Consider the following 18619-nt stretch of genomic DNA (forward strand, 5'->3'; position numbering starts at 1 on the left):
GCGAAGGCCCGGCCATGCTGCTCAATTTCTTCTACGCGCTGCGCGCAGCCAAGCTGCCCGTCTCGGTGAAGGAATACCTGACGCTGCTCGAAGCGCTGAAGGCCGGGCTGATCTCGCCGTCGATCGACGCGTTCTACTTCCTCGCGCGGATGACGCTCGTCAAGGACGAGCAATATTTCGACAAGTTCGACCAGGCGTTCGGCGCGTATTTCCACGGCGTGTCCGCGTTGCCGTCCGAGGCGTTCGACATCCCGCTCGACTGGCTCGAGAAGCGCCTCGAGCGCGAGCTGTCGGCCGAGGAGAAGGCGCAGATCGACGCGATGGGCGGCCTCGACAAGCTGATGGAGCGCTTGAAGGCGCTGCTCGACGAGCAGAAGGAACGCCACGAAGGCGGCAACAAATGGATCGGCACGGGCGGCACGTCGCCGTTCGGGCACGGCGGCTACAACCCGGAAGGCGTGCGCATCGGCGGCCCGTCGAACGGCAACCGCACCGCGGTGAAGGTGTGGGAGGCGCGCGCCTACCGCGACTACGACGATTCGGTCGAGATCGGCACGCGCAACATCAAGGTCGCGCTGCGGCGGCTGCGCCGCTTCGCGCGCGAAGGCGCGGCCGAGGAGCTCGACCTGCCCGGCACGATCCGCAGCACGGCCGCGAACGCCGGCCGGCTCGACCTGCGGATGGTGCCCGAGCGCCACAACAACGTGAAGGTGCTGATGCTGCTCGACGTCGGCGGCTCGATGGACGACCACATCAAGCGCACCGAAGAGCTGTTCTCGGCCGCGAAGGCCGAATTCAAGCACCTCGAATTCTTCTACTTCCACAACTGCGTGTACGACCATCTGTGGAAGAACAATCGCCGCCGTCACTCGGAGCGCACCGCGACGTGGGACGTGCTGCACAAGTTCACGCCCGACTACAAGCTGATCTTCGTCGGCGACGCGACGATGAGCCCGTACGAGGTGCTGCAGCCCGGCGGCTCGGTCGAATACAACAACCCGGAAGCCGGCGCCGTGTGGCTGCGCCGTCTCGCCGACCAGTTCCCCCACCATGCATGGCTGAACCCGGAGCCCGAGCGGCTATGGGAATACCGGCAATCGATCGCGATCATTCGCGACGTGCTCGGCCAGCGCATGTATCCGCTCACGCTCGCGGGCCTCGAAACCGCGATGCGCGCACTCAGCAAGTAACGACACCCACCCGCAGATACCCAGGCCGCGTCCGAGCGGCCGCCCCGGAGAGAGCATGAACCTTTCGCCCACCGCGAGCGCCAGCCGCGCCGGCGGCCGCCGCTTTTTCGCCGATACGTCCGTGTCCGCGCTCGTCGCCGGCTTCGTCGCGATGATGACCGGCTACACGAGCTCGCTCGTGCTGATGTTCCAGGCCGGCCGCGCCGCCCACCTCACCGACGCGCAGATCTCGTCGTGGATCTGGGCGCTGTCGATCGGCATGGCGCTGACGACCATCGGCCTGTCGCTGCGCTTTCGCGCGCCCGTCGTCGTCGCGTGGTCGACGCCCGGCGCCGCGCTGCTGATCGCGTCGCTGCCCGGCGTGCCCTACCGCGAGGCGATCGGCGCGTTCGTCGTGTGCGCGTTGCTGCTGACGGCCGTCGGCGTGAGCGGGCTGTTCGACACGCTGATGAAGCGGATTCCGGCCGGCATCGCGGCCGCGCTGCTCGCGGGCATCCTGTTCGAGATCGGCATCGAGATCTTCCGCGCCGCGCAGTTCCAGACCGCGCTCGTGCTCGCGATGTTCTTCACCTACCTGATCGTCAAGCGGCTCGCGCCGCGCTATGCGATTCCGACGACGCTGATCGTCGGCACGGCGGTGGCCGGCGGCCTCGGGCTGCTCGACTTCAGCCGCTTCCACATCGCGCTCGCGCAGCCCGTGTTCACGATGCCCGCGTTCTCGATCGCGTCGATCGTCAGCATCGGCATTCCGCTGTTCGTCGTCGCGATGGCGTCGCAGAACGTGCCGGGCATCGCGGTGCTGCGCGCGGACGGCTATTCGACGCCGTCGTCGCCGCTGATCGCGACGACCGGCCTCGCGTCGCTGCTGCTCGCGCCGTTCGGTTCGCACGGCGTGAACCTCGCGGCGATCACGGCCGCCATCTGCACGGGCCCGGAAGCGCACGAGGATCACGCGAAGCGCTACACGGCCGCCGTGTGGTGCGGCACGTTCTACCTGATCGCCGGCGTCTTCGGCGCGACGATCGCCGCGCTGTTCGCGGCGCTGCCGAAGGCGCTCGTCGTGTCGGTCGCGGCGCTCGCGCTGTTCGGCTCGATCATGAGCGGGCTCGCGAACGCGATGCAGGACGTGAAGCAGCGCGAAGCGGCGCTCGTCACGTTCATGGTCACGGCTTCGGGCCTCACGCTGCTGTCGATCGGCTCCGCGTTCTGGGGGCTCGTCGCGGGCGTCGTCACGCAGGTGATCCTGAACGCGCGGCGCCCCGCGTGACGCGGCTCGCAGCCTGCCGCGGCGCGCGCCCGGCACGCCAAAACGTGCCCGACACGAATCGGGCCTAAAATGATGGATCGGAAGCGGCGCCCGGCGCCGCTTCGCTTCGCCGCCGCGCTCGCGCGGCCCGTGAGAACCCGGCGCCCCGCGCTCTTCTTCCGAATCGCCATGACTACCGCACTCGACCAGCTGAAGCAGTACACGACCGTCGTCGCCGACACGGGCGACTTCCAGCAGCTTGCGCAATACAAGCCGCAGGACGCGACCACGAACCCGTCGCTGATCCTGAAGGCCGTCCAGAAGGATGCGTACAAGCCGATCCTCGAGAAAACCGTCCGCGATCACCGCAACGAAAGCACCGATTTCATCATCGACCGCCTGCTGATCGCATTCGGCACCGAAATCCTGAAGCTGATCCCGGGCCGCGTGTCGACCGAGGTCGACGCACGCCTGTCGTTCGACACGCAGCGCTCGATCGACAAGGGTCGCGAGCTCATCAAGCTGTACGAAGCGGCCGGCGTCGGCCGCGAGCGCATCCTGATCAAGCTCGCGTCGACGTGGGAAGGCATTCGCGCGGCCGAGGTGCTGCAGAAGGAAGGGATCAAGTGCAACATGACCCTGCTTTTCTCGCTCGTGCAGGCCGCCGCGTGCGCGGAAGCCGGCGCGCAACTGATCTCGCCGTTCGTCGGCCGCATCTACGACTGGTACAAGAAGCAGGCCGGCGCGGAATGGAATGAAGCGAAGGACGGCGGCGCGAACGATCCGGGCGTGCAATCGGTGCGCCGCATCTACACGTACTACAAGACGTTCGGCTACAAGACCGAAGTGATGGGCGCGAGCTTCCGCACGACGAGCCAGATCACCGAGCTCGCCGGCTGCGATCTGCTGACGATCAGTCCCGATTTGCTGCAGAAGCTGCAGGAGAGCAACGAGACGGTCGCCCGCAAGCTGTCGCCGGACACGCTGCAGGACAAGCCGTCCGAGCGCGTCGCGATCGACGAGGCATCGTTCCGCTTCCAGTTGAACGACGAAGCGATGGCGACCGAAAAACTCGCCGAAGGCATCCGCGTGTTCGCCGCCGACGCGGTGAAGCTCGAGAAGCTGATCGACGCGCTGCGCTGAATCGCGCGTGCGTGACGGGTGTCGGTTGATCTGTCAGCAAGACTGACAACAGCCGTCAACAGGCACGACGAACGGCCGCGAACTGCCTGTTCGCGGCCGTTTTTATTTTTCATTCCATCGTCGAGCACGCGCACTACAATCCACGTCACGAGTGCGGCGGCCGCATCCCGTCGCGCCCGTCCCGGTCAATCCCCGCAGTACCCGAGCCGGCGCCGATCCGCCTGCCCGACCCACAGGAGACAACGATGCAAGTTCAACCGTACCTGACGTTCTACGGTCGTGCCGACGAAGCCCTTCAGTTCTACGAAAAGGCGCTCGGCGCGAAGACGGTGTTCAAGATGCACTTCAAGGACGCACCGCCGAATCCCGATTACCCGATGTCGCCGGAGATGGCCGACAAGGTGATGCACGCGAGCTTCACGATCGGCGACTCGATGATCATGTGCTCGGACGGGGACTGCAGCCAGCCGGCCGGCGCCGCGCACGCCGGCTACTCGCTGTCGCTGAACCCGGCGACGGTCGACGAAGGCCTGAAGCTGTTCAATGCGCTCGCGGACGGCGGCGAAGTGACGATGCCGTTCGGCAAGACGTTCTGGGCGCTCGGCTTCGGGATGGCGAAGGATCGTTTCGGCGTGCACTGGATGGTCAACGTCGAGGACCTGTCGCAGCGCGAGGAACTCGCGAAACGCGCACAAGGCTGACGCAAGAACGAACGCCCGCCACCTCACGGTGGCGGGCGTTTTCGTTGCCGCGCGGCGCGAGCGCGGCACGCCGCCGCGCTCGGCCCGCATCAACCCTCGACGACGTCGAGATAATCCTCCGGCCGCGTGCGATCCTCCGCATGCGCCATGCCGATCGCGCGCACCAGCACGCTCACGACCACCGACACCACCAGGTTCACGACCAGCGACCACACGGCCGCGTAGCCGGGAATCGCGAGGCCGAACAGGTGGATCGTGAAGATCGAGCTCGCCAGCTTCAGCGAGATCGCCATCCACGTGCCGCAGACGATGCCGGCCGCCCAGCCGGCGAGCAGCCCGCGATGGTCGAGCACGCGCGTGTACAGGCCGAGCACGATCGCCGGCAGCGTCTGGATGATCCAGATCCCGCCGAGCAGTTGCAGCTGGATCGCGTAGGTCAGCGGCAGCCCGAGGATGAACGCCACCGCGCCCACCTTCACGATCAGCGACACGAGCTTCGCGACGTGCGTTTCCTGGTCGTGCGACATGTTGCGGTTCACGAACTCGCGGTGGATGTTGCGCGTGTACAGGTTCGCGGCCGCGATCGACATGATCGCCGCCGGCACCAGCGCGCCGATGCCGATCGCCGCGAACGCGACGCCGACGAACCACGACGGGAAGTACTCGAGGAACAGCGCGGGCACCGCGAAGTTCGGGCCGAACGCCTTGAAGTACGGCGCGTATTGCGGCATGTCCTTCACGCCGGAGGCGAGCGCCATGTAGCCGAGCAGCGCGAGCAGGCCGAGCACGAACGAGTATGCGGGCAGCATCGCCATGTTGCGGCGGATCGAGTTGCCCGACGACGACGACAGGATCGCCGTGACCGAGTGCGGATACAGGAACAGCGCGAGCGCCGAGCCGACCGCGAGCGTCGCGTACGCGCTGTAGCCGTTCAGGCTCGCCGCGTCGGGCGCCTTCAGCAGCAGCTTCGCGGGCGGCACCGCGGAAAAGATGTGCCCGAAGCCGCCGAGCTTCGCGGGAATCACGATGACAGCGGCCGCGATCGTGATGTAGATCAGTACGTCCTTCACGATCGCGATCATCGCGGGCGCGCGCAGCCCCGACGTGTACGTGTACGCGGCGAGGATCGCGAACGCGATGATCAGCGGCAGGTCGCCGACGAAGCCGGTCGTGTCGAAACCGAGCGCGCCGATCACCACCTCGATACCGACGAGCTGCAGCGCGATGTACGGCATCGTCGCGACGATGCCCGTCACCGCGATCGCGAGCGCGAGCATCCGGCTGCCGTAGCGCGCGTTGACGAAGTCGGCGGCCGTCACGTAGCCGTGCCGCTTCGCGATGCTCCACAGCTTCGGGAACACGACGAACGCGAACGGATAGATCAGGATCGTGTACGGCAGCGCGAAGAAGCCCATCGCGCCGGCGCCGAACACGAGCGCGGGCACCGCGACGAACGTGTAGGCCGTGTAGAGATCGCCGCCGAGCAGGAACCACGTGACGATCGTGCCGAAGCGGCGTCCGCCGAGGCCCCATTCGTCGAGATGGGCGAGATCGCCGCGCCGCCAGTTCGCGGCCAGGAAACCGATGATCGTGACGCCGATGAACAGCAGGACGAAGACGAAGGTCGCGCCGAGATTCATTGCGCACCTCCTTGCGTGCCGCTCGCCTTCCACGCGTTCTTGGTCTTGAAGTACACGAACGCGGTGATCACCGCGCTGATGAAGACCCAAAGCAACTGGTACCAGTAGAAAAACGGAAAACCGAGCCATTGCGGTTCGATCTTGCTGTACGACGGCACCCAGACCATCGCGATCAGCGGCAGCACCAGCAGCCAGAGCCAGCGCTTGGCGGCCCGGTTGGCGTCGGCATCGTGAGCCATGACGTCTCCTCTTCTATCCCGGTTATCGATCTTGTTGAGCGGGTACGGCGCCGAGAGGAGCGGCAATACGGGTAGGCTGCGGCTCCCCTGGCTTCGCGCCAGTATAGGAGCCGCGAGCACGCGGTCAAGCGGGGGCGAACCCGAGGTGATCCGCCCCTTGTCGCGTGGCTGCACCGGCCCGCGCCGGTGCCGCCGGCGTCAGATCGCGAACGACGTGTCGCGTGCGCCGGTCGTTGCTTTCAAAGCTTTCACCCACTTGCGCGCGGGCAGCTTCAGCGTGTCCTCGATCAGCTTCGCGCGGGCGTCGAGCTGCGCGAACGGCACGTCGAGTGCCGGGCCCGAGAACGCGATCGCGATCCGGTTGCCGTCGTGCACTTCCGGCAGCGCGATCACGCGGTGATCGAACGCCGCGTTCAGGTGCTTCATGTTGCGCACGAAGCTCGGGTGATCGCCGAACAGGTTGATCGTCGCGATGCCGGCATCGGCCAGACAGCCGCGCACCGCGCGGTAGAACGCGACGCTGTCGAGCACGGGGCCGCGCGCGGTCGCGTCGTACAGGTCGATCTGGATCGCGCCGGTCGTGCCGCGGTTGGCCGCATCGTTGACGAAATCCCATGCGTCGGCTTCGTGCACGACGAGGCGTGCGTCGTCGGGCGGCAGCGCGAACATCGTGCGCGCGGCGACGATCACGGCCGGGTTCAGCTCGACGGCCTCGACCTTCGCGTGCGGCAGGAAACGATGCGAGAACTTGGTCAGCGCGCCGGTGCCGAGCCCGAGCTGGACGATCCGCTCGGGCGTTTCGAGGAACAGCAGCCACGCCATCATCTGCTGCGCGTATTCGAGCTCGATATGCAGCGGCTTCGAGATCCGCATCGCGCCCTGCACCCACTCGGTGCCGAAGTGCAGGAAGCGCACGCCGCCTTCTTCGGAGAACGTAACGGGCGCGAAGCGCGGCTTGCGCGGCGCTTCGAGCACCGGCACGTCGTCGTGTTCGTCGATGTCCGGGCGGCGCTTCACGCGCGGCGGCTGGAGTTTTTCGGAGCCGTTGTACGCGGACGGCTGGCGTTGCTTGAACGCGCGCGCCTCGGCGGACGCACGCTTGATCAGTCGGGTCATGATGGTTGAATCTCGCTGGGTGATGCTGGGTGATGCTGGATGAGCGGACGAGAGGATAGCATTGGTGGGGGTCAGGGCCGCCGGTGGCGAGAGCGGTCGGTCGACTGGCCATTCGGGCGACTTGCAGGCGACATGGGCGTACGGGATAATGTATCGCAATTGCGATGCAAAAGAGACCATCGCGATCGGCGTCATCGCGAGTGCCTGGCTCGTGCCGCCGCATCGGTCGCCGGTGGTGTACGCCGCCTGCCTCGTGGTGCTGGTCGCGCTGCTGACTGCGGTGTGCTGGCTCAAGGGCGAGCAGCCCCGCTGGCGATGGGGCAACGACGACTGAGCGTCGACGCGACACGCAAGCCCATGCGTCGCGGTTCGTCAGCCACGCCCTTCCTTCCGCCATCGATGCGCCGCGACGGCGCTCTGTCGAACGGCTGAATTGTCTCGACTCTCCACGCGACGCAACAATGTGAAGCAACGGCCGCCCGGCCGGGCGTTCACATCGCATTTCCCGTCGGCAGCATCCGATCGCTGAACCGCCACCGCCCGTCGGTGGCCACTTCTCGCCTGCCCGCTCCTGACACCGCATTCGAACGGCCGCGCCGAATGCCTGCGCGGCCCTTGAAAATATATCCAAATAGGGATAAATTCGTCGATGGATCCATACATCAAACCGCTGTACTGGCTCGGCTCGGCGCGCAAGGATTTGAAGGTCATGCCCGAAACCGTGCAGGACACGTTCGGCTATGCGCTGTATCTCGCGCAGACAGGGCGCAAGCACGATCACGCCAAGCCCTTGACGGGATTCGGCTCGGCCGGCGTGCTGGAGATCGTGGAATCGGAAGACAACGGCACGTACCGCGCGGTCTACACGGTGAAGCTTGGAAACAGCGTCTACGTGCTGCACTGTTTCCAGAAGAAATCGCCGAGCGGCATCGCGACACCGAAGCCGGACAACGATCTGATCCGCGCGCGTCTGAAAGCGGCCGAAGCACACGCACAAGGAGAAAGGCGATGATCGAAATCGAACAGGGCAGCGGGAACGTCTACGCGGACCTGGGCATGCGCGATGCCGACGAAATGCGGGTGAAGGCCCAACTCGCCGCGAAGATCGCGGAAATCATCAAGGCACGCAAATGGACGCAGCAGCATGCGGCCCGGCTGCTCGGCATCACGCAGCCGAAGCTGTCGAACATGCTGCGCGGGCAGTTTCGCGGCGTGAGCGAAACGAAGATGCTCGAATGCCTGGCGAAGCTCGGACGCGACGTGCGGATCGTCGTCGGGCCCGACCGTCGGTCCGAAGCCGAAGGGCACATCGAAGTCGTATTCGCCACCTGACGACAGCGTCGTTTCGATCGCTCCGATGCGCGGGCCGTCCAGGCTACCGGCGGCGCCGGCCGATCAAAGCACGATTCGGCGCCAGTGTTCGAGCTTCTGCTCGAACGACAGCATCGCATTCGCCGGGCTCGACGAAGGCAGCACGAGCGTCTCGTACCCGGCCTGGCCGATCACGTCGGCGAACCGCCCGGCCGTCTTGCCGTTGAAGCACACGCGCTTGAGCAACGGCGCATGCGCGCGCAGCGAATCGAAGTCGTTCGGCTTCGCGTTCCTGATCGCGGAATCCAGACTGCCCTGGCGATGGCATGCATCGAGGACGTCCCAGATGCCGATGCCGTGCGACAGCACGCGCTCGAGCCGCGCGTCGTACGGCAGTTCATGCAGCGTCGGTTCGCCGAGCACCGCGCCGAGCACCGCGCCGAGCACCGCGCCGAGCAGCCGCCAGAACTGGTTGGTATTTTGGTCAATTTGACATCTGGCCCATCACGGCTCGCCGTGGCCATCACCAACGTCTCGCGATATCCCTGCTATCTAGATCCGCCGAAACGGTCGCTCATCGAGCTAAAATTTGGCTCGATCGTGCTAAATTCTGGCTCGATCGTGCTATTCTCACGGCTTATGACAAAGCTCGGCGACGCCCTCTTTTCCAGTGCACAGCAACCCATTCTGGCCTGCCTGTTTGGGCAGCCCGAACAGTGGTTTCACGTCAAGGAGTTGATCCGGCTGACCAGTCTCGGTAGTGCCAGCGTCCAGCGTGAACTGAATCGTCTCGAAAAAGGTGGCCTCATCGAAACCAGACGCATCGCCAATCTCAAACAGGTGCGAGCGTTCGCCGGCAGCCCCATTTTCAGCGAGCTGCGTCTCATCATCCTCAAAACCTTCGGGGTCGTCGAGGTGCTCCGCGAAGCGCTGTCACCGCTGACCTCAGAGATACAACTCGCCTTTGTATACGGTTCGGTTGCCCAAGGCAGCGACCACGCCGGTAGCGACGTCGATGTTATGTTGGTCAGTGAGACGCTCAGCTATGGACAAATCATGGCCGCACTCGAATCGGCTGAAAGACAGCTCGGCCGCTCGGTCCAGATCACACAATACACTCACGAGGAATTTCTCGAACGGAAACGCAAAAGTCATCCGTTCCTCGCGGAAGTGCTGCGCCAACCGAAGCTGATGATTATAGGAACCGAGGACGACATTGACCGCATTGGATAACCTCGTACGCATCGGAAAACTCAAACCCCTTCCGGCGAACCGCGGCGAATTCGAGCATCTGCTCGGCCTCGCTCGAACCTTGCTCGATACCGTCACAAGCAGTAACGGAATGGCAACGGAGAGCCAGTTCATCCTCGCCTACGATGCCGCTCACGCCGCGTCACGCGCCGCGTTACGGGCTCACGGATACCGGAGCGACGACCGATATCTGGTCTTTCAGTGTCTCGAACACACGATCGGCTGGCCGACCGAAAAATGGCGCGTGCTCGATACCTGCCATCGCAGGCGCAATGCGGCCGAATACGAGGGCAACATAGATCTTCCAGCGAGTCTGACCGCCGAGTTGGTTCGGCTCACTGCTGAACTCATTGAAACCGTATCTCTACTCGACCACCTGCTGCCGTCCACCTGATACTGCTTCGCGGGATACGCTGAATCCAACGAGCTTCAGGGACGAATCCCGCGCCACTGCTCCAGCTTCTGCTCGAACGACAGCATCGCATTCGCCGGGCTCGACGAAGGCAGCACCAGCGTTTCATACCCGGCCCGCCCGATCACGTCGGCAAAGCGCCCCGCCGTCTTCCCGTTGAAACACACCTTCTTCAGCAACGGCGCATGCTCGCGCAACGACGCAAAGTCGTTCGGCTTCGCATTCCGGATCGCAGAATCGAGACTGCCTTGCCGATGGCATGCATCGAGGACGTCCCAGATGCCGATGCCGTGCGACAGCACGCGCTCGAGCCGCGCGTCGTACGGCAGTTCATGCAGCGTCGGTTCGCCGAGCACCGCGCCGAGCAGCCGCCAGAACTGGTTGCGCGGATGCGCGTAGTACTGCGCGGCGTCGAGCGACGCCTCGCCCGGAAAACTGCCGAGGATCATCGTGTGCGTATTCGGCGCGACGACCGGCGGAAAGCCTTGCAGCATCTCACGCGTCTCCGTACGGCCCGACGGATCGCGGCCCGTCGCCGTGCGCGGCGAGATGACGCCACAGCGCCGGCAGCATGCACTCGGTCACCATCAGCGGCTTGCCGTGACGCTGGAACACCGAGCGCCGCGCGACAAACGCATGCGGCGCGCGCGCACCCTGCAATGCATGGCTCGCGAGCGCATACAACGGATGACCGGCGATCACGCGCCGGCTGACGAGCGCCGAGCGCTCGACCTGCGGATCGCTGTACAGCAGCTCCGCGAGCGGCCGCGTGCGCAGCCGCCGCATGGCCTGCCACACACCCTTGCTGGCCGCGAGCGGCGCGATGCTGTGCGCGGCGACGTACGGCGTGCCGTCGACCGACAGGATCACCTCGCGCACCCACATCGGCGCGCGCGGCGAACTGGCGAGCGCGTCCGGCTCGTCGAACCACGGACGGTCGACGGCCTCGCGCGTCACGCGCACGTTCACGCGGCCGAGCCGCGCGAGATGCGCGGTCAGCGATCCGCCACGCGTCAGCCAGTCGCGCTGGTCGAGCGTGCAGCCAGGCCGCGGGGTCTCGCGCCAGCCGGCCTGCGCGCCGTCGAATCGCATGCGCGCGTTCACGCGGCGCGCGACAGCAGCAGCGCGTTGGTCCGCTTCACGAAGCTCGCCGGATCGTCGAGCATGCCGCCTTCGGCCAGCAGCGCCTGATCGAACAGCAGATGGCACCAGTCGCCGAAATCGGCGCTGTCGGCATTCAACTGCTTCACGAGCGCGTGCTCGGGATTGATCTCGAGGATCGGCTGCATCGCCGGCGCGTTCTGGCCGGCCGCCTTCAGCATCCGCTGCAGGTAGCCGCTCATGTCGTTGTCGTCCGCGACGAGGCACGACGGCGAATCGGTCAGGCGGAACGTGACGCGCACTTCCTTCACCTTGTCGCCGAGCGCTTCCTTCATCTTCTCGACGACCGGCTTGATCGCCTCGCCGGCCTGCTCCTGCGCCTTCTTTTCCTCGTCGTTCAGCTCGCCGAGATCGAGATCGCCGCGGGCCACGCTCGCGAGCGGCTTGCCGTCGAACTCATGCAGGAACGACAGCATCCATTCGTCGACGCGGTCGGTCAGCAGCAGCACCTCGACGCCCTTCTTGCGGAACACTTCCAGATGCGGGCTGTTCTTCGCGGCCTGCCACGTATCGGCGGTCACGTAGTAGATCTTGCTCTGCTCGGGCTTCATGCGCGACACGTAGTCGGCGAGCGATACGTCCTGCGCGTCGGTGTCGCCGTGCGTCGACGCGAAGCGCAGCAGCTTCGCGATGCGCTCGCGGTTCGCGTGATCCTCGCCGACGCCTTCCTTCAGCACCTGGCCGAATGCGCGCCAGAACGTCTTGTACTTCTCCTTGCCGGCGTCGTCTTCCGCGTTCGCGAGTTCCTCGAGCATCGACAGCGCGCGCTTGGTCACGCCTTCGCGGATCGCCTTCACGTCGCGGCTTTCCTGCAGGATCTCGCGCGACACGTTCAGCGGCAGGTCGGCCGAATCGACGACGCCCTTCACGAACCGCAGATATTGCGGCAGCAGCTGCTCGGCGTCGTCCATGATGAACACGCGCTTCACGTACAGCTTCAGGCCGCCGCGATAGTCGCGGTTCCACAGGTCGAACGGCGCGTGCGCCGGCACGAACAGCAGTTGCGTGTATTCGCTGCGGCCCTCGACGCGGTTGTGCGTCCACGTGAGCGGATCCTGGTGATCGTGCGCGATGTGCTGGTAGAACTGCGTGTACTGCTCGTCGGTGACGTCGCTCTTCGAACGCGTCCACAGCGCGCTCGCCTGGTTGACGGTTTCGTCCTCGTCCTTCAGGACCATCTCGCCCTTTTCCTGATCCCACTCTTCCTTGCGCATCAGGATCGGCAGCGCGATGTGGTCGGAGTACTTCTGGATGATCGACTTCAGGCGGTGCGACGACAGCAGATCGTCTTCGCCTTCGCGCAGGTGCAGCGTGATCGTCGTGCCGCGCTGCGCGCGCTCGATCGCGTCGATCGTGAAATCGCCCTCGCCGGCGCTTTCCCAGCGCACGGCCTCGTTCGCCGGCAGGCCGGCGCGGCGCGTTTCGACGGTGATCTTGTCCGCGACGATGAAGCCCGAGTAGAAGCCGACGCCGAACTGGCCGATGAGCGCCGCGTCCTTCTGCTGGTCGCCCGACAGCTTCGTGAAGAATTCCTTGGTGCCCGAACGCGCGATCGTGCCGAGGTTCGCGATCGCCTCGTCGCGGCTCATGCCGATGCCGTTGTCGTCGATCGTGATCGTGCGCGCGGCCTTGTCGAAGCCGATGCGGATGCGCAGGTTCGGATCGTTCTCGTACAGCGCGTTGTCCGCGAGCGCTTCGAAACGCAGCTTGTCGGCCGCGTCGGACGCGTTCGACACCAGTTCGCGCAGGAAGATTTCCTTGTTGCTGTAGAGCGAATGAATCATCAGGTGGAGGAGTTGCTTGACCTCTGCCTGAAAGCTCATCGTTTCATGTGCCATGGATGCTGTTTCCTCTTACTTGAACTGAAAAGGGGTGACGCCGGCGCCCGGCGCGCGATGCCGGCGGACCCGTGACGTATGACCGGCTGGCGCCAGCGGTTTGCGCGCGTATCTGGGGACGGCGCGCGGCATTTCAAGAGCCGGCCCCCCATTCCGCGTCACGACGCGCGCCGCACCGCCGAGTCGATATAGCCCGCCAGCAACCCCGGCAGCGCCGGATCGCCGCAATTCGCGACGTTGAAGCGCATCCACGTGGACGGCGACTGCTGCGGCGAGAACAGGCTGCCCGGCGTCAGCAGGAAGCCGGCCTCGTGCGCGACCGCCGCGAGCGCGTCCGAATCGACGCCCGTATCGGCCCACAGGAACATCCCGGCCGCCGGCATCGTGAAGAGCCCGAGCCCCGTGCGCTCGAGCATCCGCGCGGTCTTGTCGCGCACGCCGTCGAGCCGCGCGCGCAGCCGTTCGACGTGGCGCCGGTAATGCCCTTCGGTCAGGATCTTGTACAGCACGCGCTCGTTGAGCTCGGGCGTGGTCATCCCGACCAGCATCTTCTGGTCGGTCACCGCCTTCGCGATTTCCGGCGCGCACGCCACGTAGCCGACCCGCAGGTTCGCCGCGAGCGTCTTCGAATAGCTGCCGAGATAGATCACGCGCTTCAACTGGTCGAGGCTCGCGAGGCGCGTGGCCGGATAGCTTGGCGGGCACAGGTCGCCGTACACGTCGTCCTCGACGACGAGGAAATCGTAGGCCTCCGCGAGCTTCAGGATCCGGAACGCCTGCGCGGCCGACAGCGACGTGCCGGTCGGGTTCTGCAGCACCGAGTTGATCACGAGCATCTTCGGCCGCCACATCTGCACCAGGGTTTCGAGCGCGTCGAGGTCGGGGCCGTCGGGCGTATACGGCATCCCGACGAGTTGCGCGCCTTGCGCCGCGAACCGGCCGAACATCTGGAACCACGCGGGATCGCCGACGATCACCGCATCGCCCGGTCGCATGTAGATCCGCGAAATCAGGTCGATCGCCTGCGTGATGCCGGAAACCAGCACGATCTGTTCGGGCTTCGCGCCGATCTCGACTTCGGCCAGACGCGTCTGCAGTTGCTGGCGCAGCGGCAGGAAGCCCTGCGCGGTGCCGAAGCCGAGCATCTGCGCGCCCGACTGACGCCCGAGCGCGCGCAGCGCGCCGGTGATCAGCTCGCCGTCGAGCCAGCGGCCCGGCAGGTAGCCGAGGCCCGGGCCCTTCTCCGGGCTGACGGTGTGCAGCATGTTGCGCAGCAGCCAGACGACGTCGATCGTGTTGTGCACGGGCGCGGCCTCGGCCACGCGCGCGACGCCGTCGGCCGGCTGCGGGCCGGCGCCCGTGCGCTCGCGCACGTAGAAGCCGGAGCCGCGCCGCGAGTCGAGGTAGCCCTGCGCGACGAGGCGCTCGTAGGCCTCGACGACGGTGAAGCGCGACACGCCCTTGTCGAGCGCGAGCTTGCGGATCGACGGCATGCGCATGCCGGGACGGAACACGCGTTCGTCGATCCGCCGCCGCGCCCACTGGACCAGCTGGTCGACGAGCGTGAGCGTGGCGGTGTCGTGCGGCGCGGGAATCTGGGCGAGTGGGACGGTGGACATGGTGGACATGGGCGGCGGCTCCAACTGTACCGAAGGCTATCGCGCCGATTGTACCGTTACTGTGCCGGTAGCGACGATTACAGTTGACCGGAATGGCGATCGTGCGGCCGCCGTTCCGGCCGCGCCATACCAGGCGCCGCGCCCGCCGGCCCGCATCGCGGCCGGTGCGCCGGCCGGCCCGGCCCCCGCCCGGTACGTCGTCCGCCTACCATGACACTTTCGCTTCCCGACCGACGCTCATGCCAGCCCGCTCCCTGACACTCGACCATCTCGTGATTGCCGCGCGCACCCTCGACGAAGGCGTGCGCCATGTCGCCGACGCGCTCGGCATCGAACCGGCCGGCGGCGGCCGCCACCCGCTGATGCGGACCCACAATGCGCTGTTCGGCGCGTGGGGCGGGCTCTACCTCGAAGTGATCGCGATCGAACCCGATGCGCCCGCGCCGGGCGACGATGCGGAGCCGCCGCGCGCGCGGCTGTTCGGGCTCGACGATCCGGCTATCCAGGCTCGGCTCGCCCAGGGCCCGTTTCTCGCGCACTGGGTCGCCCGCGTCGACCGCCCGCGCCAGCTTGCGCTGTGGCAGCGCCAGTACCCGGCCCGCATCGCGCCCGTCGTCGCGATGCGGCGCGGCGACCTGAGCTGGGGCCTCACGGTGCCCGACGACGGCAGCTTCCCCGCATGGCAAGGGGCGGGCGACGGCCTCGTGCCGTCGCTGATCCAGTGGGACAGCCCGCGCCATCCGGCCGACTCGCTGCCGAACGACGGCGTCGCGCTGAAGGCGCTCAAGGGCGCCCATCCGCGTGCGGATACGGTCCGCGAGCAACTCGACTGGCTCGGCGCCGCGCACCTGCTCGACGTCGAATCCACCGACGGCCCGCCCGCGCTCGTCGCCGAATTCGACACGCCGCAGGGCACGCGCACGCTGCGCTGAGCTCGCTGACGCCCGTTCCATTACACACACCCAGCAAGACGGAGACACCCACGAATGAATTCGCGCGAAACCCGGGGCATGCTGCTCGGCCTCATCGGCGTGATGATCTTCAGCCTGACGCTGCCGATGACGCGGATCGTCGTATCCGAACTCAATCCGCTGCTCAACGGCCTCGGCCGCGCGCTCGCCGCCGCCGTGCCGGCCGGCCTGCTGCTGTGGTGGCGCCGCGAGCCGCTGCCGACCCGCGCGCAACTGAAGAGCCTCGCGATCACGTCGGCCGGCGTGATCATCGCGTATCCGGTGTTCTCCGCCTGGGCGATGAAATCGGTGCCGGCCTCGCACGGCGCGGTGGTCAACGGGTTGCAACCGTTGTTCGTCGCGCTGTACGCGGCGTGGTTGTCGCACGAACGGCCGTCGAAGGCGTTCTGGGCCAGCGCGGTGGCCGGCAGCGCGCTCGTGATCGCGTTCGCGCTGCGCGACGGCGGCGGCACCGTGCAGGCCGGCGACGCGCTGATGCTCGTCGCGGTCGGCATCGGCGCGCTCGGCTATGCGGAAGGCGCGCGCCTCGCGCGCCAGATCGGCGGCTGGCAGGTGATCTGCTGGGCGCTCGTGGTGTCGGCGCCGTTCCTCGTGCTGCCGGTCGGCTGGCTCGCGTGGACGCAGCACGCCGCGCATCCGGGCCCGCTCGCCCTGCGCACGTGGCTCGCGTTCGGGTACGTGACCCTCTTTTCGCAATTCATCGGCTTTTTCGCGTGGTACGCGGGGCTCGCGATGGGCGGCACCGCGCGCGTCGGCCAGGTGCAACTGCTGCAGATTTTCTTCACGATCGCCTTTTCCGCGCTGCTGTTCGGCGAAACGGTCACGCCGTCCACATGGCTGTTCGCGGCGGCCGTGATCGCGACCGTGGTGCTCGGGCGCCGCTCGACGGTGGCCACGGCACCGCGCCCCGCTCGCGCCGGCTGATGAGGTGCGCCATAATGGACGTTTTGCCTGATCGGTATTGCCTACCCAGCCGCGAAGGCTTCATCGTGCTCGCGCTCGCCCACCCGGCGGCGTCGAAGCGATCCGCCCGAACGACCTTTCTTGACTGACCACGATATCCGAACGAGGAGACTATGAATCCGAGCGACCTGCATCCGCCGCACTGGCAGCTTTCCGAACGCGCCCGCAAGCTGACGAGCTCTGCGATCCGCGAGATCCTGAAGGTCACGGAACGCCCCGAGGTCATCTCGTTCGCCGGCGGCCTGCCCGCTCCCGCGACGTTCCCGGCGGAACGCATGCGCGCCGCCGCCGACCGCGTGCTGCGCGACGCGCCGGCCGCGGCACTCCAGTACAGCGCGACCGAAGGCTACCTGCCGCTGCGCGAGTGGATCGCCGAGCGCTACGGCGTGCGCGTGTCGCAGGTGCTGATCACGACCGGCTCGCAGCAGGCGCTCGACCTGCTCGGCAAGGCGCTGATCGACCCGAACAGCCCGATCCTCGTCGAAACCCCGACCTACCTCGGCGCGCTGCAGTCGTTCTCGCTGTACGAGCCGCGCTACGTGCAGGTGCCCACCGACGAGCAGGGCCTGCTGCCGGCAGGTCTCACGCCCGAACTCACGCAAGGCGCGCGCCTGCTGTACGCGCAGCCGAACTTCCAGAACCCGACCGGCCGCCGCCTGCCCGTCGAGCGCCGCCGCGCGCTCGCCGCGTTCGCGCAGTCGAGCCCGTTCCCGGTGCTGGAGGACGATCCGTACGGCGCGCTGAACTACCAGGGCGAGCCGCTGCCGACGATGCTGTCGATGGCGCCCGACCACGTCGTGCACCTCGGCACGTTCTCGAAGGTGCTCGCGCCGGGCCTGCGGATCGGCTACATCATCGCGCCCGAGGAACTCCACTTCAAGCTCGTGCAGGCCAAGCAGGCCACCGACCTGCACACGCCGACGCTCACGCAGCGCATCGCGCACGAAGTGATCAAGGACGGCTTCCTCGACGAGCACATCCCGACGATCCGCGAGCTGTACAGCGCGCAGTGCGACGCGATGCTCGGCGCGCTCGCGCGCCACATGCCGGAAGGCGTCACGTGGAACCGCCCCGAAGGCGGGATGTTCATCTGGGTGAACCTGCCCGCGCAGATCGACAGCATGAAGCTGCTCGCCGCAGCCGTCGACAACCACGTCGCCTTCGTGCCGGGCGCGCCGTTCTTCGCGGAGAACGCGCAGCAGAACACGCTGCGCCTGTCGTTCGTGACGGTGCCGCCCGAGAAGATCGAGGAAGGCGTCGCGCGTCTCGGCAAGCTGCTGCGCGAGCGCCTCGGCGAGCGCCTCTGATCCCCTTTTTCCCTGTCACGACTCTCTACGAGGAATCGAACGCATGGCTAACGTCTACGACAAACTGAAGTCGCTCGGCATCGAGCTCCCGACCGCCGGCGCACCGGCCGCCGCCTACGTGATGAGCGCGCAAAGCGGCAACACGGTCTACCTGTCGGGCCACATCGCGAAGAAGGACGGCAAGGTCTGGGCCGGCAAGCTCGGCGCGGATCTGCAAACGGAAGACGGCAAGGCGGCCGCCCGCTCGATCGCGATCGACCTGCTCGCGACGCTGCACGCGCACACCGGCGACCTGAACAAGGTCACGCGCATCGTCAAGCTGATGAGCCTCGTCAACTCGACGCTCGACTTCACCGAACAGCACGTCGTGACGAACGGCGCATCGGAGCTGATCGCCGAAGTGTTCGGCGACGCGGGCAAGCATGCGCGCTCGGCGTTCGGCGTCGCGCAGATCCCGCTCGGCGCGTGCGTCGAGATCGAACTGATCGCCGAAGTCGCGTAACGCGCGCGT

At 66.7% G+C, this 18619-nt stretch carries 20 protein-coding genes and 1 pseudogene; 13 read left to right on the plus strand and 8 right to left on the minus strand.

Annotated elements, in window-relative coordinates; all coding sequences use genetic code 11:
• Positions 1 to 14: 14 nt before the first annotated feature.
• The 4 genes from LGN10_RS07435 to LGN10_RS07450 all read left to right on the plus strand — a co-directional run bounded on the left by LGN10_RS07435 (position 15) and on the right by LGN10_RS07450 (position 4280).
• The gene (locus tag LGN10_RS07435) at positions 15 to 1190 is read left to right on the plus strand and encodes a vWA domain-containing protein (protein WP_226222518.1); all 1176 of its coding nucleotides are present in this window, start codon (positions 15 to 17) and stop codon (positions 1188 to 1190) included.
• Positions 1191 to 1245: 55 nt separating this feature from the next.
• Positions 1246 to 2457 (plus strand): benzoate/H(+) symporter BenE family transporter, encoded by a 1212-nt coding sequence (locus LGN10_RS07440; protein WP_099316677.1) that lies wholly within the window; start codon positions 1246 to 1248, stop codon positions 2455 to 2457.
• Positions 2458 to 2625: 168 nt separating this feature from the next.
• On the plus strand, positions 2626 to 3579 hold the full coding sequence (tal, locus tag LGN10_RS07445) for a transaldolase (RefSeq protein ID WP_059583766.1): 954 nt from the start codon (positions 2626 to 2628) through the stop codon (positions 3577 to 3579).
• Positions 3580 to 3824: 245 nt separating this feature from the next.
• Complete coding sequence (locus tag LGN10_RS07450) at positions 3825 to 4280, plus strand: VOC family protein (protein WP_104011978.1); 456 nt, start codon at positions 3825 to 3827, stop codon at positions 4278 to 4280.
• 89 nt (positions 4281 to 4369) lie between these two features.
• Here LGN10_RS07450 and mctP read toward each other — a convergent pair whose 3' ends face one another.
• The 3 genes from mctP to LGN10_RS07465 all read right to left on the minus strand — a co-directional run bounded on the left by mctP (position 4370) and on the right by LGN10_RS07465 (position 7275).
• Positions 4370 to 5920, minus strand: coding sequence for a monocarboxylate uptake permease MctP (mctP, locus tag LGN10_RS07455; protein WP_059583724.1), 1551 nt, complete (start codon positions 5918 to 5920; stop codon positions 4370 to 4372).
• Complete coding sequence (locus LGN10_RS07460; protein WP_006490660.1) at positions 5917 to 6159, minus strand: DUF3311 domain-containing protein; 243 nt, start codon at positions 6157 to 6159, stop codon at positions 5917 to 5919. The genes mctP and LGN10_RS07460 overlap by 4 nt, the downstream gene beginning before the upstream one ends.
• A gap of 198 nt (positions 6160 to 6357) precedes the next feature.
• On the minus strand, positions 6358 to 7275 hold the full coding sequence (locus LGN10_RS07465; RefSeq protein ID WP_226222521.1) for a spermidine synthase: 918 nt from the start codon (positions 7273 to 7275) through the stop codon (positions 6358 to 6360).
• A 148-nt stretch (positions 7276 to 7423) separates the two neighbouring features.
• Here LGN10_RS07465 and LGN10_RS07470 point away from each other — a divergent pair, with 148 nt between their 5' ends.
• The 3 genes from LGN10_RS07470 to LGN10_RS07480 all read left to right on the plus strand — a co-directional run bounded on the left by LGN10_RS07470 (position 7424) and on the right by LGN10_RS07480 (position 8607).
• A complete protein-coding gene (locus LGN10_RS07470; RefSeq protein WP_155644521.1) occupies positions 7424 to 7609 on the plus strand; it encodes a hypothetical protein in 186 nt (61 codons plus the stop codon).
• A 315-nt stretch (positions 7610 to 7924) separates the two neighbouring features.
• Positions 7925 to 8287 carry a type II toxin-antitoxin system RelE/ParE family toxin gene (locus LGN10_RS07475; protein ID WP_226222530.1) on the plus strand — a complete coding sequence of 121 codons (363 nt, stop codon included), beginning with the start codon at positions 7925 to 7927 and terminating at the stop codon, positions 8285 to 8287.
• On the plus strand, positions 8284 to 8607 hold the full coding sequence (locus LGN10_RS07480; RefSeq protein ID WP_124658765.1) for a helix-turn-helix domain-containing protein: 324 nt from the start codon (positions 8284 to 8286) through the stop codon (positions 8605 to 8607). Before LGN10_RS07475 ends, LGN10_RS07480 begins: the two co-directional genes overlap by 4 nt.
• A 63-nt stretch (positions 8608 to 8670) precedes the next feature.
• Here the strand turns inward: LGN10_RS07480 and LGN10_RS07485 are convergent.
• Positions 8671 to 9060, minus strand: a pseudogene (locus tag LGN10_RS07485) (DNA-deoxyinosine glycosylase); the annotation flags it as partial.
• A 165-nt stretch (positions 9061 to 9225) separates the two neighbouring features.
• Between LGN10_RS07485 and LGN10_RS07490 the strand changes: the two are divergent.
• Both LGN10_RS07490 and LGN10_RS07495 read left to right on the plus strand, forming a co-directional pair.
• Positions 9226 to 9819 (plus strand): nucleotidyltransferase domain-containing protein, encoded by a 594-nt coding sequence (locus LGN10_RS07490; RefSeq protein WP_059583734.1) that lies wholly within the window; start codon positions 9226 to 9228, stop codon positions 9817 to 9819.
• The gene (locus tag LGN10_RS07495; protein WP_226222532.1) at positions 9812 to 10231 is read left to right on the plus strand and encodes a hypothetical protein; all 420 of its coding nucleotides are present in this window, start codon (positions 9812 to 9814) and stop codon (positions 10229 to 10231) included. Before LGN10_RS07490 ends, LGN10_RS07495 begins: the two co-directional genes overlap by 8 nt.
• Positions 10232 to 10266: 35 nt before the next feature.
• On the opposite strand, the gene LGN10_RS07500 is transcribed toward LGN10_RS07495, so the two are convergent.
• The 4 genes from LGN10_RS07500 to LGN10_RS07515 form a co-directional block, all read right to left on the minus strand.
• Positions 10267 to 10743 (minus strand): DNA-deoxyinosine glycosylase, encoded by a 477-nt coding sequence (locus LGN10_RS07500; protein WP_059583736.1) that lies wholly within the window; start codon positions 10741 to 10743, stop codon positions 10267 to 10269.
• A 1-nt stretch (position 10744) separates the two neighbouring features.
• Positions 10745 to 11341 (minus strand): chorismate--pyruvate lyase family protein, encoded by a 597-nt coding sequence (locus LGN10_RS07505; protein WP_060312136.1) that lies wholly within the window; start codon positions 11339 to 11341, stop codon positions 10745 to 10747.
• Between the two features lie 8 nt (positions 11342 to 11349).
• Positions 11350 to 13248 carry a molecular chaperone HtpG gene (gene htpG, locus LGN10_RS07510; RefSeq protein WP_060010264.1) on the minus strand — a complete coding sequence of 633 codons (1899 nt, stop codon included), beginning with the start codon at positions 13246 to 13248 and terminating at the stop codon, positions 11350 to 11352.
• Positions 13249 to 13406: 158 nt separating this feature from the next.
• Complete coding sequence (locus LGN10_RS07515) at positions 13407 to 14867, minus strand: PLP-dependent aminotransferase family protein (RefSeq protein ID WP_059583742.1); 1461 nt, start codon at positions 14865 to 14867, stop codon at positions 13407 to 13409.
• Between the two features lie 239 nt (positions 14868 to 15106).
• On the opposite strand from LGN10_RS07515, the gene LGN10_RS07520 reads away from it, so the two are divergent.
• The 4 genes from LGN10_RS07520 (at position 15107) to LGN10_RS07535 (ending at position 18610) form a co-directional block, all read left to right on the plus strand.
• The gene (locus LGN10_RS07520; protein WP_226222534.1) at positions 15107 to 15799 is read left to right on the plus strand and encodes a VOC family protein; all 693 of its coding nucleotides are present in this window, start codon (positions 15107 to 15109) and stop codon (positions 15797 to 15799) included.
• Positions 15800 to 15853: 54 nt separating this feature from the next.
• A complete protein-coding gene (locus LGN10_RS07525) occupies positions 15854 to 16762 on the plus strand; it encodes a DMT family transporter (protein ID WP_060966814.1) in 909 nt (302 codons plus the stop codon).
• Positions 16763 to 16914: 152 nt separating this feature from the next.
• On the plus strand, positions 16915 to 18108 hold the full coding sequence (locus tag LGN10_RS07530; RefSeq protein WP_059583748.1) for a PLP-dependent aminotransferase family protein: 1194 nt from the start codon (positions 16915 to 16917) through the stop codon (positions 18106 to 18108).
• A gap of 43 nt (positions 18109 to 18151) precedes the next feature.
• Positions 18152 to 18610: a RidA family protein gene (locus LGN10_RS07535; RefSeq protein ID WP_006478174.1), complete on the plus strand. Its 459-nt coding sequence runs from the start codon at positions 18152 to 18154 to the stop codon at positions 18608 to 18610.
• Positions 18611 to 18619: the final 9 nt, after the last annotated feature.

It is taken from the genome of Burkholderia sp. AU32262, from assembly GCF_020419985.1.
Taxonomy (GTDB): Bacteria; Pseudomonadota; Gammaproteobacteria; order Burkholderiales; family Burkholderiaceae; genus Burkholderia; species Burkholderia semiarida.